This window comes from Rhodococcus sp. KRD175 (genome assembly GCF_017168275.1).
GTDB classification, from domain to species: Bacteria; Actinomycetota; Actinomycetes; order Mycobacteriales; family Mycobacteriaceae; genus Rhodococcoides; species Rhodococcoides fascians.
On record NZ_JABFAQ010000049.1, the window covers coordinates 16342 to 31340 of the forward strand.

The window sequence follows — 14999 nt, forward strand, 5'->3', positions numbered from 1 at the left end:
GACATGCGTCGTCAGGTCCTGAGCGGTCATCCGCCACCCTTCGACTCGCGCTACTCGTCGTCGTCGGCGTCCGGGTCGCGCAGCGGTCGGTGAACTCCGCTGGGGTCGGGCAGGTGGAAGCTGTAGTGCCCGTCGATGCCGATGTGGGCGCGCACGAACGCCGACAATCGCTCGACATCGGTGTCGAGCACCGGGTATCCGCCGGCTCGCAGCGCGGCGAGGGCGCGGTTCTCGTAGACGGTGTTCCACACGACGACGCAATTGAGCACCAATCCCAGCGCCGAGAGCTGGTCTTCCATGCCCTCGTAGTAGGCGCGGGTCATCTCGCCCTTGCGGCCGTGATAGATCGTGCGCGCCAGGTCGTGACGACCCTCGACGAGATTGGACTGGGCCTTGCCCTCGCGCCGGTAAGGTTCGTCGTCGGCCAGGCGCAGGATGTGCAGGGTCTTGAAGATCCGCCCGAAATGGGCGATGGCCTGGCCCAACGCGGTCGGCTGCCCGTCGCGGGAGATCATCCTGGTGACCTCGTGCGCCGACACCTCACCGGAGTGGATCGACACCGCGATCCGGCACATGTCCTCCCAGTGCGCGGCGATCTTGGCGGTGTCGATCACCCCGCGCGCCGCCTTGTCCAGCGGCCCGTAGTCGGCTCGGGCGTCGATGCGCCACAACCGCTGATCGGGCAGGTTCGCCAGCTGCGGCCGGTACTGGCGGCCGATCAGATGCAGCAGTCCGAACACGATGTCGGAATACGACCCGGTGTCGGTGATGATGACCTCCGGAATCCGCCCGCCGTGCTGGGACACGATCACGTCGATGGTGTGCAGCGAATCGCGAGGTGTTCCGCGCAGCACCTTGCCTGCCAGCCCGGCGGACTGGTCGTTGAGCATGTTCAACCAGGTGATGCCCAGTTTCCGGCCGAAGTACTTCGGGTTCGGGCGGGCGTTATGGGTGCGCACGGGCACCACGAACCGCATCCCGTCCACCGAGGCGACCAGCCCGCCGCCCCACGCTTGGGCCAGGGGGATGTCGGCCTGGGCGTCGACCAGCACGGCGTTGGCCGCCTCGATGGTCTCGGCCCGCACGTAGCACTGGTCGACGTGCAGCAGCCGATCCCTGGTCAGGGCGTCGACACCAGGCGTTGTCACCGGTTTGAACCCGACGTTCATCGCATAGGAACAGAGCACGGCCGCCACCGACAAGCCGAGGTCGGCGACGCGGGCCTCGTTGCCCGAGGTGTGGGTGAACGCCTCGGTGAAACCGGGATGCCAGCTCATCACCTCCGTGACCAGTTCCGGCAGGTCCACACGCGGGATCATCGCCTCCACCCGGCGGCGCAGGTCGACCAGCGACGCGGGCTCGGCCTTGGCGTCCAGCGCGGCGACGTGCAGTTTGCCGTCGGCGTCGATGCTGGCTGGGGTGTCCTCGCCCAGCCGTGCGGCCAACTCCCGATAAGCGGTCTCCAACGCCGTCGCGTGATCGGTCAGCAGCTGCGTCGGCGCGGCGGGCAGGCCCAGCGCGTTCATGCCGGCGTCACGCGCAGCCTCCCAGGCTTCGCCTGCCAGCAGGTGCGCCCGCGGGTCGCGCCACCGCGACGAACGCACCGCGAAGATGCTGCGGTGCTTGAGGTGTCGGTGGAACTGTTCCAACACGCAGATCGTGTAGGAGTTCCGGTCGACGGTGCCCTCCGGTCGGCCCGGCGTGTAGATCAAGCGCTTCCACGCGCCGACGATCAAGTCGTGGTCGACCTTGCGGGCGTCCAGCAGGTTTGCCGGGATCTTGCCCGACGACCTGGATGTCAGCAGCTCGGCGAGGGTCTTCATTGCCGCCAGGACGGCGGCGCCGTCACTGGTCGCGCCGAACTCGATCGTGTCCATCAGCATCGACAGGAACGGGCGGACCGTGGCGAACTTGCCGGCCAACTCGATCAACCGCTGCCCATCCAGCTCCGCGTCGTCGGCGGGCACCAGCTCGTCGACCGCCTGGACCGCGTGCCGCAACTCGGCCCGGGTGACGGTCTTCTCGATCATGTCCAACACCACGCCCAGCCCGACGTCCTGGTTGACCTCGACCATCTCCAGCAGCACCTTCACCGCTGCCGCGAGCTTGCCTGCGTTGCGTGACACCCTCGGATAGCGACGCAGCTTCTCCTCGCGAGACTCCCGCTCGGCCTTGGACAGAAGCTTCGTCGTCATCAACATGTCGAAGGTCTCCAACACGTCGTCGACCGCCCGCGCGCTCAACACAACGACCGTCGCGGCCAGCACCGCCAAGCGCTGCTCACGCGTGGGCAGCCGCCGCAGCGCGGCGGCCTTGCTCGCCAACCCGTAGGTCGCCAACCCCGTCAACCGACGCGGCGGGATCGCCCTCACGTCGATGCTGTCCACCCCGACCGCTTGCAGGTCGACAACCCTGCGCAGCGCCGCGAGCATCCCCTTCGACGACGCCTTGAACACGCCCTTGCGCAGCCGCTCCAGCTCGCTGACCTTCTGCCCGCCCTCCGCAGGAACCTCCAGCAGCCGCAACAAGGCAGACGCGGACTCCGAGGTCAGCTGCTCGCCGAGCTGGCGCCACAACCGGGCGTCCGCCGCGTTGCGGCCGTCGCCGATCAGCCGCTCCAACGTGGTGATCCCCGGCAGCAGCGCCTGACGCTTCCGCAGCCATGTCACTGCGTCGCCGAAGATCGCCTTCGGTCCGTCGCCGGTCATCCACGCCTGGTCGACGATCCACGACGTGAGCTCCGACTCCATCTCGCCGAACGGCTTGAGTCCGTACACCTGCTGGATTTCCCAGGCGTGTTCGAGCTTGGTCTTCTCCCGATCGGTGTACCGCTTCACCATCGACGGATCGGAGATCTCCAACTGCTCGGCCAGATACTCGATCAACGCGGGCGGGACATCCAGCGGATCAGCCAGGAACATTCCCAGGTGACGCACCGTCACCACCTGCACCGCGAACCCCAGACGGTTGTAGTCGCGCCGCCGCGCAGCGATCAGCCGCCGGTCCTCGTCATCCAAGTAGCAGTAACGCTCCAGCTCCTGCCGAGACAACGCACCGAACCGGCCATAGCCGCCCTCATCAGTCACGACGACATGAAATCACCTACAGCGCAAGGTCGCTCGGCGATTGCCCCTTAGCGCCGGATTTCGTCAATCTGCTCCCCGACCCCCGGGCTATAGCCGACATCGTGCGAATGCACCTGGACGGGCGAGCACCTGCCCACCTACAACCCCGTGTGCGGACGCAGCTTTCAGACACGGAACGCGAACCAGAACCCGCGCCGACGGTCGTACTCGACTCCGGCTACTACGAACGCGGAACACTCGCGCGCAGAGACGCCCACGACCTTCTTGCGGACGTCGATTCCGCCCTCGCCGACGTCGAAACCCGAGCGGACAAATTGTTGGAAAATCTCCTCGGGTTCCTCGAAGTAGAGACGAGCAGTATGTAGGCAACGTCAACAGTGTTGGTCGAGTACATTCGGAACGCTGGTATGCGAAGTCGGAACAGCCGCTTCGGTGCTGCGGTGACCGTCTACCGAATACCGTCGCGGCACCGAAGCGTATTTGCTTTGAGCTCCTACGGGTTAAGTGGCCCGAGCCGCGAGCACGTCTAGACCAGGCCCTTGCAAGTCGACGATCGCTTCTCGGCGTCCGGTCATCGCCATCAGCAACGCTTCTCCAGGTCCGCGTACTTCAGGACCTCGACCGTGGGACCAATCCAGGTCGGTCGAGATCAGGTGTAATCCGCGTACTCGCACGGCTCCTCGTATCGGTGGTGCGTAAAGCGCGAAGTTCAATGCGATCATAAGCCTGTCGGACTCGATCGTCCTCGGCAGCCCGAGCGCCCGGCGCACGTCCTGTTGGTGAATTAAACCGTCTACCAGTGCGATTCGACCGCCGAAACCGGCTGTGAGGCCCGTGGGCCGTTCGTGTCGTTCAAACAACTCGACGATCTCGTCCGACCGCAAATTCGCCACTGAGTCCACACCGAGCTGGTTTATGCGATCAGGTACGAATCGTGCGGCAAGATAACGCCGGAAAAGGCCGTAGCGATTTAGCAGGTCGTAACTTATTGTGTGTGCTGCAACGTCCCTGATTGACCATTCCGAGCACAAGCTCGCAGACGACCACTGCTCCCCGGTCAATCCCTTCAACAGGGCAGCAAAGTCGGACCGCTCCGCAATTGCGAGAGCCATGTAGTCCACGGTCACGGCCATCTCCCGTACTCGAACCCCGCTCGGTTTCATTTCGGTCCTTATTAAACCGCACTCTGGCGCGGCCGGTGTCGAGGCGGTTGCCGGCAACGGGGTCGAGGCTGCAACGCACCCTCGACCACACTCGACGCCGAGGCCTAAGATGCGCTTTGGTGTCGGCATGTGGCGCGCCGAACCCCCCCGGTGCCCGGAGTGCAGCTGCCGTCGCATCTACCCCGCGCGCGGCAGCGTCAGTGGGCGGCGTCGTAGGCCTGTTGGATGTTGGTCGGGATCCGGCCGGTGTAGCTGATGGTGTAACCCTTGTCGGCGGCCCATTGCCGAACAATCTTCGGCTGTGACGACCCCCCTCGGGTGGTTGTCGGCGTAGATGATGAAATCGATGCTGAGGTTTGTCGTGGCCGCCCGCCGACCCGGGTGGCGTGCTCGATGAAGTAGTCAAGCGTGCGATGGAAATCGTTCGCGTTCATGGTCTTCAGATCAATGACGTAGTCGATTCCGTTGACGGAGAAATCGATGGTTTCACCCGCTCCGCTTTCGATGGTGGACCCGTCGATATCGTCGAAGAGTTCGACGCTCACTTTTCTCACCACAGTATGTAGCCTACCTATCGACCTCGTTGGCCTTGAGTAGATCATTAGGGCTCTTCGAGCGAGAGAAGGTGCTTACCGCGCGGGAACGTCATCGATGTCCGCCCGCCCGAGCCGAGGACCGACACCCGGGGCACCTACAAGCGGGCCTACGGCTGCGGCCATTCTTCCGCCCGACCGCCCAGCATTATCTCCTTGGCCTGGCCGCATATGTCCCGGGGCAGCCAGGGGCTGACTGGAACTGCTCGGCTCTCGGTTGGGCAGCGTGAGGGCAATGGCGGGGCACCCGATCGGCAACTCGGACACAAAAAGAGGTTTTACGGTGCCGTAGTTGCCGGAATGAGTCATCATCGAACCATCGCAGCCCACGTTGTGGTGGAGCCTGCCGACGATTCGTATTCGTGGAGCGGTTCCGGCAACTCATGGGTTGCCGGCCGGCCCCGGCGCATGCACGAAAGGATCACGTCATGGATATCAACGTTGTGTTGCTGGCTATCCTGCTCGTCGTCGGGTTGGGAGCCGGAGCGATGATGCAACGCGATGCCGGAATTGTCCGCCGAGCACGCGAACGGTGACACCAGTGCAACTTCGTTGACGATCCGCCGACGTGTCCCTCGCTGAGCGGTGGAAATCAACACTCCCGGCAGTTGCAACGGCGGTCCCTCAGCTCGATACCGCCCGCGTGCGGTGCGGGGGTGAACCCGCCGGCGCCGCGGGCGTCGGCATTATTCCCGCCTCGGCTGCGCCGTCCACACAGCAGCGCTTCCTGCGGTGGCGACGCTGCGCACGGAGTTCGGTGACGGCCCAGGAGGGTTGGTGCTGCCCGCGCATACTGGTGGTGGTCAGCGACCGAGACGAATCGCTGACTTTCGGCAATTCCCCGAGCAGTTTCAAGTGGTCGACAGCCGCGGCGGCGGCGCATCCGATGCGCCACGCTGTGGGGGGGCGGCCGGGCTTGGCGGTAGCCCTACAGGGCAACACCACTGGCGAGGAAGCTGCGGCGCGCATGATCAGATGATGGTTCACCCCTGTGCGAGCAATGAAGGGTTACCGATGAGATCGTCCTGCGCTGCTGCGCCGTCACCGCATGACGAGCACGGCCCGAGCCAAGCCGCCCCGGCGGGGCGGCCTGGCGTTACGCATGGGCTGGGTTCGTGGCCTCCGACTGTGGGTGTCGAGGAAGAGTTTCTGCTGGTCGATCCCGCCACCGGCAGCCCGGTCAACCTGGGAGCAGAGGTGGCCCGCGCTGCGGCGAGAGCCGGGCTCGAGCTCGATTCGGAGTTGACTCCCTGCCAGGTAGAGACAACGACCCCGATCCTCGACACTGCCGAGCAGGTACGAGCCAGTCTGACCGACATGCGGCTCGTCGCTGCGCAGGCCGCCCGCGAGAGCGGTGCCCGGCTCCTCGCCGTCGGTGTACCGCCGATCGCAGCAGGTGGGCATCCGATCACCGACACCGACCGCTACCGGCGGATCGCCGACAATTTTCGGCACATCGCCGACGAACAAGGGATCTGCGGAACCCACGTGCACGTCGGCGTCCCCGACCGCGAGACCGCAGTGCAGGTCTGTAACCACCTGCGTCCGTGGCTGCCGACACTGCTTGCTCTGTCCGCCAACTCCCCGATCATCGGCGGCGTGGACACCGGCTACGCGAGCTGGCGGTCGATCCTGTGGTCACGCTGGCCCAGCGCCGGGCCACCGCCGCTGCTCGAGTCCGCCGAGCACTACGACAGCGTCCTCGCGGACATGCTCGACAGCGGCGCCGTCATCGACGAAGGCCAAATCTATTGGGACGCGCGGCCATCGGCGCGCTACCCGACCGTGGAAGTGCGTGTGTGCGATGTCCCCGCCACAGCCTCCGACACCGTCCTGCTCGCCACCCTGATCCGGGCGGCGGTGATGACGGCACTGACCGCGATCGCACGCGGCGAGGCGGCCCCGTCCCTCTCCGACGGCGCTCTGCGTCTGGCGTACTGGCGGGCAGCACGCGATGGTCTCTCCGGGCGGCTTGTCGACACAGGTACGGTGCGCACTGTCCCGGCGGAGTACGCCATCGAACTTTTCTTGCGCTACCTCGCCGATGCCCTCGATGAGCTAGGCGAGGATCACGCGGTCGATGCATCGATCCGGTGGCTGCTGCGGCGCGGCAACGGCGCGATTCGTCAGCGTCGAGTCCACGCGGCCGGCGGCGGCACGGCGAGCGTGGTCTCGTTCCTCGCCGATACCACCGTGCGCATCGAGGAACCGCTCATCGACCCAGCCTGGCCGCGCTGACCGCATCTGCGCGGTGCTGTCGCACCCGACTCCCGAGCTCGCGTGCCGGTGTCAGCCTTCGACGCCGGTGGAGGTGTGCGAGCTGCCGACCGGTTTCGATTCCGGCGACCCGCGTTGGCGCAGGTAGATCGACAGGACAACCATCGAGGCCACGGCGAGGAATTCGGACTGCCAGTTCTGCAGTGTGCGGTTCCAGAAGTCCGCGGAGCTGATGTAGCCCCACCAGGAGAGGGGCTCGGAGAGGTTCTGTAGCTGGCGTTCGTTGTATTCGCTGACCCCGGCGATGGACTGCGCCAGCCACGAGAGCATGAAGATGGTGCCCATCACCAGTCCGAGCGAGCGCGAGTACAGCGCCAGGCGCCAGCCGCCCGTTTTTGCCGGGCCTGGTGAATCTTCGGCGGCGTGCGCCCCTACACGTTGATCCTCATCCGATTCGGTGCCGCTGCGGCCGAGGTTCTTCGACTCCGGGGAGCCTTTCTGCAGCAGCCATACCGTGATGTAGATGTAGAGGAAGAACTGCAGATATTCCGACTGCCAGTTTTCGGTGACGTCGACGGCGAACGCCGAGGACGTCACGTACTGCAGCGTCGAGACCTGTTCGAGTCCGCTCTCGATCTGGGTGTTGTTGTACAGGGCGACACCGGTGAGCGCCTGGCCGATCAACGCGGCCACGAACAGCATGCCGAAGAACAGGGCCAACGCGTTGTCGCCGACCGCGCGCCGCAGTGACGTAGATGCCCGGGTGGTGTTCATCGGTGTAGCAATCCGATGGCGGTGAAATAGGCCAGCCCCACCGCGATGACTGCGATGCACACCCAGAACGCGATCTTCATCGCGGCATCACCGCTTTCTCCGTCGTCGTCATGGTCCCTCGATCGCGCAGTTGTACGGCTCGTCCGGTTGCGGGCGGCACCCGGCAGCGGCGACCTTCCACCCACCGCCTGCGGTGGTGAGGAAGACCGTATCGGCATCCATGCGCACTTGCGCTGCCCTGCCGTAGGCCCGCACGTCGCTCACGGCGCCAGCTGCGGGTGGGCTCTCCTCGATGATCTCGACCGCACAGGGGGCTTTCGTGGTTTTCTCGAACTGTGCGAGTGTGCTTGGAGCCAACATCGCGCACGCGCCGGATCCGTCGCCGTTCGACAGTGCGGTGTGAAAGGTCAGCGCGGTCTGCGATGCGGCGTCGGCATCGGGCGACACCGACCCACACCCCGCCGCCGCGAGCGCCGCCATCACCACGACCACGAGTGGGTATCTGGACATGACAGTGACACTAAAGGTACGTCCGTGTCGGCACGACCAGACGCACCGCAGCGAACGCCGCTGCGCATCGGGTGACGCCGGACACCGCACCCGATCCGGTCGGCGGCGCATCGATGATTCCGCACATCCACCGCGATCAATGCATAGTCGGCACATCCGCCGCGATGCACCGCCGCGATGCACCGACGCGATGCACCGACGCGAGGAACAGAGGACGCCGGCGGCAGTGGTGCCATCCCACCTCATCGCCACAGTCCGCCATGATCGAGTAGTCCGCGGCAGCGCCGAACTGTTCTCGATCACCAATTCGACGCACTGTCAGTCTCCTGCAACAGGTTCGTATCGTGGCCGATACCGCAGCGGTGTTGCGAACACCGCGGCCACCGACCCGCTCGCCGCCACCAGATAGGTATCCACCGATGAGGTCCGACACACCCCCTGCCCGTCGACGCGGTACTCGAACAACTCCAACACGTCTGGCCCTGATCGAGGCCGCCTCCATGGAGGTCAGTTCGCGGGGATACGTCGCTGCCAATCTGGGCGACATCCTGGAACGGGCGGGCGCCACCAAAGGTGGCATGTACTTTCACTTCGACAACAAACTTGCACTCATCACAGCCGTGGCCGACGCCGCCGCCGTGTCGTGGAATCATCTGGCGGCCGCCGCAGCAGGCCTCGCGCCACAGACTCCGGACGAGATCGCCACCGCGATCGTGGGCGCAGCGGGGTCCACCACCGCCAAAGCTGGGTTGATGTTGCGCGGTGACCCCGAATTTCGTTGGGCCTCGGAACTCTCAACCCCGGGTGATATCGACGCAGTCATCGAAACGATCCTCGACACCCTACCCACGAGGTTGAACCCCACCGAACGCGCCGACGCAGCCCACGCCATAGTGGCGGTGTTGATCGGAAGCGTACGAATTGGCTCGGCGAAGTCCGGCGCACCCGATTTCGCGGCCAGGCTGCACGCTGCGATAGTACGAATACTTCGAACACGAGGGCCGCTGCCGAACCGGACCTGATTGCCGTCCTGATCGCCGCGGAATGCTCGATGCCGGAGGGACAGTCAGGTCAGCGTTGTGCCGCGTTCATCAAGGCCGGGACGTGCACTGTCCGAGAGACTCCGCGGCGCATCGATCACCGACGCTCTCGCCTGGGATGCCTGCGCATCGGAATCTGTGGCGGCGATGCAGCCGAACATCGTCACTTCCCACCAACCCTGCAATGGGCTCGGATCGGCCCACACGATGCGGGGTATATCGAAAGGATCCACTGTGCCCACCTTTCGGGCCGTGTGAATCGGCGAACGTCTCGCCGGCGGACCATCGATCGTCCGTCCGGCGAACCGTGCACAGCCCTGATCACCCAAGTGTGAAGCGCCCACCCACTTTCGGGTGGGCGTCCTCGCCAGCTCATGGCGTCAGTCCCGCACGTATGTGCTCTATCCGCGACCTCGCCGTCGAGCGTGCATTTCACACTACGTGACGATCGACCCCCGCGGGCCGGGAGCCGTAAAGTTTGTTTTGCGTTGCGTAGCAACCGCTATCGCAGTAAACGCGGCGAAAAAGTGAACGCGTATACCGTGAACAATCCGATACGGGATCCGGCGTGGTCACTGACCACGCCGGATCACGCCAACCAGGATGCGGTAGGCCAGGCCGGCACCTCTCGATCGCCGACTCGCCGAGCCCAGACGCCCGTAGCGCGTAGCCGACTCAGGCCGAACCGGTCACTTTCGCCGATTGCTCAGATTGATTTCTCGCCCGGGAGAAGAGCGGCCACAGCCGCCTGCAGATCGGTGTACATCGGCACCGTCTGATCCACACCCACCAACATCAGCGGCCGCCTGGTGGCCGGGCCGTTCGCGACGACCGCGAACTGTGCGGGGCTTACCCGGTGGCCGGCGTCGACGAGGACGCCCATCCCCACCGACGCAAGAAACGGCACATCGGTGAGGTCGACAATCAACGCGGTCGGCGTCGAACTGGCGAAGACCGCGTCGATCGATTCGCGCAAGTACGGCGACGTCACCAAATCGAGCTCGCCGCGAACGGACAGGACAGTTGCAGTCCCGATCCGTGTCACCGTGATGTCGAGCGGGCCCAGGCCGGCATTGTCGATCGTCATGAGGGAGTCCACCGGCTTTCATCTCGGGTCTGTCCAGGCGAGGGAGCTCTGCCGGCAGTCTATCGATGACAACGAGGGAGCCAGGCAGTGGGCGAAAGGCGTCCATGCACGGGGACCGAGAAGGAAGCACACATGCAGCATCGTCAATAGAGGCGCGCGTGCAGCACGTCGCGAGGTGGTGCGGGTATCCGTCGATTGACGCGTCGGTCGACGCTATCGAAATCGTTCGCGCCCTGGTGCTTCCGTGCTGCGCGGTCGCGGCGGCCCGCTCGGATCAGGGCGCCACCCGGCCTCCCACTTCTCGAGACGCCGGGTGGACTTCACGCCCGCCCGCAGTGATGCGGACCGACGCTTGTCCTAGCAGGTACCCCGAGGCGATCGCCCCAATCCGCCGACTATCGCGCGCAGCACTGGTGAACGGCGGCGCAAGCCGGGCGGTCGAAAAGGCGATCACTGGGTCACGAAGGCGGCGGGGTGGCCGGATCCTGCGGTGCTACCGAGGCGACCAACGCTGCGGCGATGTCGGCGAGTTTGATGTTGCGGCTTTGGGACTGCGCCGACAGGATGTCAAACGCTTCCTCGGCAGTGATACCGCGCAGCGTCATGATTATGCCCTTGGCTTGTTCGATGCCGGCGCGGGTCTTCATCGCCGTGGTCAGCCCGTCGCGGTCGTGCTCTGCTGTTTCGGCGCGGCGAGAGATCGAGATGGCCGATTGCACCGCGGTGACGAACAATTGCACGAGGGCTTCGTCGGTGCCGCTGAAGCCGTGGGTGTTGTAGCTGTAGATGTTGATCGCGCCGAGGTGGTGATCGTCGATCCTGATCGGGGCCGAAAGGTAACTCTGCACTGCGATGTCGGCGACGTTCGCGGCGAACTGTGGCCACCGCACAGCTACATCGCTGACCCGCACCCGCACCGTGCGTCGGGTCCGGGCCGCTTCGAGGCAGGGGCCTTGATCGGCGCGATACTGATCGGCGTCGATGTCGTTGACCCGCGCGTCCGTCGACGCCGCTGTCTCTGGATGCGCGCCGCCGTCGCTGAGCATGGTGATACCGACCATGTCCGCATCGGCAATGGTCGCTGCCACTTCGGTGCACACCGACTGCAGAAATTGAGCAAGCGGGGCACCGGCACCGAGCATGGCGGTCAGCTTTTCGAGCGCTGCCGCATAATCGGCCACCTGCGCCGACAGTTTCGCATCCATCAGTTCAGCGGCGTCGCCCGATGCATCGGCATCGTCGGGCGCTGTAGAACCGTCCGGTCGGTCCGGATCGGGTGCGGCGTCGGACATGGGAGGGGTGGGGCTCATGGCTGGCGCTCGCTTCAGCTGCCCTTCGCGCCGTGATCGGCGAACAAGTGGACAGCACTGAGGTGGGCGGCGCGGGCTCGACCGATGCTCGGTAACCTACAGCACGCCGTTGTTGGTATTCGGTGGAGACACTCTGCGCCGCGACATCGAGGGGCACGTGGGGGGTGCGTCGTCAAGCGCTGCGATGTCGCTCGTAGGCCGCTACGTAGGCTGCGGCGGCCCGGGATCCTCCCTCCTGGCGATGGTGTCGGCCAGCTCGGCGACGCTGATGTTCCAGTCTTGGGAGAGTGTGCGGATCATCTCGAACGCGCGGGCGGCGGTCACGTCGTAGCGTTCCATGATGATGCCTTTGGCTTGGCCGATGACATCGCGTGTGGCCAGAGCGGACTGCATTTGGTCTTCGTGCTCGGCGGCGATCAAGGCGATCGCGCCGTGGGTGGCAACGAGGGTGCCCACCTGTACGGCGTCGTCGTCGAACGCTCCGTAGGTGTCCGAGTACAGATTCAATGCGCCGAGGTTGTCGCCGTGGGTGTAGAGCTGAAAGCACAGCATCGAGCGCACTCCCGCCGCAGCTGCAGCAGGAGCGAAGCTCGGCCAGCGATCCTCGCGGTCGGTGTCGGATATTTGGACGGTGTGGTGTTCCCACACCGCATCCAAGCACGGCCCCTCGCGGAGGCGGTTTTGGATGTGGTCGATCTCGCGTGCGGTGTCGCTGGTCGCCGCGCGGGATTCGACGCTGCGGCGTTCGATCACCAGAGTGACGCTGGCATCGGTGGTGCCGGGAATCAGCGTCATGGCCGAGTCGGTGATCGACTGCAAGGTGTCCTCGACACTGGTGTAATGCTGCTGCAGCGTGACCGCGAGTTCGGACATCGCCTCACCGAGTGAGCGAGCAGATGACCGTTGTGCGCCGTTCGTCGATGTGTTCACCAGCATCTACCTTCCTATGACCCGCGTGCTCGAATCGCCCAGTGCGCTGCCGCCGTCCAAGATGGAAGACCCGTGTCAGAGCAACCTCACACGAACAACAGGTAGTGCACGTTTCAAAAAACCTATCGCGGATACGTCGAGAACCAGCAATGAAACTCTGCGGCTGTGCACTCATCTGCGAACAGTCATCACCTCAAAATGGCACCCGCAGGGCTACGACGCAGCGAAGACACACGCACCAGAAGACGCCATGCATCATCTGCCACGCACGATCGACGAGGCACTTGCGGAGTCCACACGCACGGCTATCTGCTTCAATCACACCATGACCGCATCAGCCGATGTCACAATGCCCGATCATCGGGTTGGTGACCGAGTACAAGTGCACCGCCCAGACGAAGAGACATCGGCAGGGGTACTGGTCGAAGACTTCGCATGGGCAACCCCGGCGGTTGAATCCCTCGGTCGTGATTGGGCGCCGCCACGCAGATGGGCCGTCGCCCTCGATATCGGCACCTTGGTATTCGCCGACGACGCCGATATCGAAGCGATCCACTGACTCTGCGTCCATGAAGACGTCCACGCGGCACCGATCAACCCCCACCGGCGAAACCTGAAATCACGACGCTGACACGAGAACTAGATTGAGCAACGACGGGACACTAATGCCGTCCACTTCTTACATCGTGCAGCTGTCCTCTGAAACCGGCAGCCATTGAAGCTGAGATAGTGACAGTGAACAACCGTCACAGCCCACGGCAAGGCCACTTCATGGTGTCGGCGTAATGACAGGTGGGAGGGGCCGGCGGGTGTTGGTGAGCTCCCCCGGTTCGAAGACGTCGAACGGGGCATCGACGGATAACTCTCCAGCGCCTTCGAACTCGAAAGTAACCGGAATCGAGGTGCCAGGTGCGAGTTCACCGTCGATCAGATCGAGCGTGACACTGAACGGCTGGTCGGTACCGTCTGCTCTGCTATCGATGTTCTCGACCGGTTGACCGGCTGCGATGGACGTGCCCGGTTCGATGACGCGTTGTTCGTCGGTGGCGCCGATCGTCACCGACGCCGCGGCAGGTGAGGAAATGTCGAGTAGTCGGTCGATGCCGATATCGGCAGTGTTGACTGCAGTAAACGACAATGCCGCCTCACCATATGCCGAGGACGGGTCATCCGGAGTGACGCCGACGAGCTGTGCCGCGACGGTGACATTGCGAAGTTCGATGGCCGCAGCGTCCCCGGCGGCCCCGGAGTCCTGGGTAGCGGCGGGCTCGGTCGAGCACGCCGCTACCACGCTGGCCATAACCGCAACTGATGCAACAACGCCGGTGATGCGGCGTGGGCGGCGATCGTGGGGTTGGACGGCATCGCTCATGCAGCAGGAACTACCCCGGGTCACCTCAACCCAATCCATGCGGGTGAAGTCAGTGCCCTTGAATGCTGTCGAGGGGCGCAACACACGAGTATCGACTCACTCTAGTTGGGTTCCACCCTGCTTCGAATGGCACCTGCACCCAAAAGGGGGGACTTACAGAGTCCGCCAGCAGAGCCTTGAGTCCCGGCGAATCCCGTCGTACGTTGCCGCACAAGCTACGTTGCATAGTGCACCGCTCGAGAACCGGTGTAGCCCTCTTCTGAAACTGACATCCGGATGCGCCGTACCGCTGCTCAGCACGGTAAAACCAGTGACGTCCGCATCCGCAACGGCCGCTGCCACTTCGGCGCACACCGACTAGAGCAGGCTTCCTCGCCGCTTCCCTGTTGCGTTGATAGACATCGGGTTGTTTTAGTCGGGCCAGAACAACCCGAGAAAGCTGTTGCCACTCGGCTCACCCGCTGCGGCAGCGAAATCGGCGAGTGCATCGGCGACACGAACGCGATCTCGAGGACTCATCTTGTCGAGAACGTTTCCGATTTCGGCGCGCCGATGATCGTTGACCGAGTCGACGAGTGCTTTTCCTTCCCCGGTGAGTGTCACGGTGATGCTGCGGCGATCTGCCGGCGACACACTGCGGCTCAGTAACCCTGCCCGGATCAGTCGGTCGCAGGCGCGGCTGGCGTTGGACGGATTGACTTTCAAGGCACCAGCCACTGCACCCAGGCCCAGTGGGCCGCGGGTATCGATCAACACCAGAATGCGCAACTGCGGCACTGTGATCGCATCCTCGATCGCCGCTATCGAGGATGCGGCAATACCAACGAGCACACGCGAGGCACGTAAGACCGCATCGACGTGGCCGCCGATGTCTGTATCGCGGCCGTAATTTCGTTGGTGGATCGGGCTCATCCCAC

The 14999-nt window shown here is 64.5% G+C and carries 14 protein-coding genes; 3 read left to right on the plus strand and 11 right to left on the minus strand.

The features are described from left to right. Positions 1–50: 50 nt before the first annotated feature. From J1M81_RS24735 to J1M81_RS24745, 3 genes are all read right to left on the minus strand, one after another. Positions 51–3086 (minus strand): Tn3 family transposase, encoded by a 3036-nt coding sequence (locus tag J1M81_RS24735; RefSeq protein ID WP_011331220.1) that lies wholly within the window; start codon positions 3084–3086, stop codon positions 51–53. 500 nt (positions 3087–3586) lie between these two features. After that, positions 3587–4198: a maleylpyruvate isomerase family mycothiol-dependent enzyme gene (locus tag J1M81_RS24740; protein ID WP_206499079.1), complete on the minus strand. Its 612-nt coding sequence runs from the start codon at positions 4196–4198 to the stop codon at positions 3587–3589. Between the two features lie 248 nt (positions 4199–4446). After that, on the minus strand, positions 4447–4806 hold the full coding sequence (locus J1M81_RS24745) for an Lsr2 family protein (protein WP_206499045.1): 360 nt from the start codon (positions 4804–4806) through the stop codon (positions 4447–4449). Positions 4807–5970: 1164 nt separating this feature from the next. On the opposite strand from J1M81_RS24745, the gene J1M81_RS24750 reads away from it, so the two are divergent. Next, positions 5971–7080: a glutamate--cysteine ligase gene (locus J1M81_RS24750; protein ID WP_308051312.1), complete on the plus strand. Its 1110-nt coding sequence runs from the start codon at positions 5971–5973 to the stop codon at positions 7078–7080. 51 nt (positions 7081–7131) lie between these two features. Here J1M81_RS24750 and J1M81_RS24755 read toward each other — a convergent pair whose 3' ends face one another. Together J1M81_RS24755 and J1M81_RS24760 are read right to left on the minus strand one after the other, a co-directional pair. After that, complete coding sequence (locus J1M81_RS24755) at positions 7132–7833, minus strand: DUF6766 family protein (RefSeq protein ID WP_206499047.1); 702 nt, start codon at positions 7831–7833, stop codon at positions 7132–7134. Between the two features lie 108 nt (positions 7834–7941). Next, a complete protein-coding gene (locus J1M81_RS24760; RefSeq protein ID WP_206499048.1) occupies positions 7942–8343 on the minus strand; it encodes a hypothetical protein in 402 nt (133 codons plus the stop codon). Between the two features lie 419 nt (positions 8344–8762). On the opposite strand from J1M81_RS24760, the gene J1M81_RS24765 reads away from it, so the two are divergent. Next, entirely contained in the window at positions 8763–9365 is a 603-nt protein-coding gene (locus J1M81_RS24765; RefSeq protein WP_206499049.1) for a TetR/AcrR family transcriptional regulator, read from the plus strand. Between the two features lie 44 nt (positions 9366–9409). On the opposite strand, the gene J1M81_RS24770 is transcribed toward J1M81_RS24765, so the two are convergent. The 4 genes from J1M81_RS24770 to J1M81_RS24785 form a co-directional block, all read right to left on the minus strand. After that, entirely contained in the window at positions 9410–9616 is a 207-nt protein-coding gene (locus tag J1M81_RS24770) for a hypothetical protein (protein ID WP_139318101.1), read from the minus strand. A 473-nt stretch (positions 9617–10089) separates the two neighbouring features. Continuing rightward, the gene (locus tag J1M81_RS24775) at positions 10090–10470 is read right to left on the minus strand and encodes an STAS domain-containing protein (protein WP_206499050.1); all 381 of its coding nucleotides are present in this window, start codon (positions 10468–10470) and stop codon (positions 10090–10092) included. Positions 10471–10928: 458 nt separating this feature from the next. Further along, positions 10929–11780, minus strand: a complete 852-nt coding sequence (locus J1M81_RS24780; protein ID WP_206499051.1) for a GAF and ANTAR domain-containing protein — start codon at positions 11778–11780, stop codon at positions 10929–10931. A gap of 201 nt (positions 11781–11981) precedes the next feature. Beyond that, complete coding sequence (locus J1M81_RS24785; RefSeq protein ID WP_308051313.1) at positions 11982–12710, minus strand: GAF and ANTAR domain-containing protein; 729 nt, start codon at positions 12708–12710, stop codon at positions 11982–11984. Between the two features lie 325 nt (positions 12711–13035). On the opposite strand from J1M81_RS24785, the gene J1M81_RS24790 reads away from it, so the two are divergent. Next, a complete protein-coding gene (locus J1M81_RS24790; protein ID WP_206499081.1) occupies positions 13036–13269 on the plus strand; it encodes a hypothetical protein in 234 nt (77 codons plus the stop codon). 210 nt (positions 13270–13479) lie between these two features. On the opposite strand, the gene J1M81_RS24795 is transcribed toward J1M81_RS24790, so the two are convergent. Beyond that, a complete protein-coding gene (locus J1M81_RS24795) occupies positions 13480–14010 on the minus strand; it encodes a hypothetical protein (protein WP_206499052.1) in 531 nt (176 codons plus the stop codon). Between the two features lie 483 nt (positions 14011–14493). Then, a complete protein-coding gene (locus J1M81_RS24800) occupies positions 14494–14994 on the minus strand; it encodes a MarR family winged helix-turn-helix transcriptional regulator (RefSeq protein WP_206499053.1) in 501 nt (166 codons plus the stop codon). Positions 14995–14999: the final 5 nt, after the last annotated feature.